The sequence below is a fragment of the Actinoplanes sp. NBRC 103695 genome (genome assembly GCF_030269485.1).
Classification (GTDB): Bacteria; Actinomycetota; Actinomycetes; order Mycobacteriales; family Micromonosporaceae; genus Actinoplanes.
The window spans coordinates 1-255 of the sequence record NZ_BSTL01000166.1; the positions used below are offsets into that span (position 1 = coordinate 1).

Genomic DNA, 255 nt, shown 5'->3' on the forward strand with positions numbered 1-255 from the left:
CGGTCACCACGACTGCGATGATCAACCCGAGCACGTCCACGGCCAGGCCCCGCTTACGTCCCGGCACTTTCTTGCCGGCGTCTTTGCCGGTGGCGGCGGGCACGTGGTTCGCCGCCCGGATCGACTGAGTGTCCAGCACGACCGCGGTCGGGTCCTCGGCCCGCCCGGCCCGTTCCCGCGCCTGACAGCGCAGCAGATCATGGATGGCCGCGTCGGTGCCGTCATCGCGCCACAGAGCAAAGTAGTAGTACACCG

General features: G+C 69.0%; 1 pseudogene. It reads right to left on the minus strand.

The features are described 5' to 3' along the window. Nucleotides 1–255 (minus strand): annotated as a pseudogene (locus QSK31_RS48705) (IS5 family transposase); the annotation flags it as partial.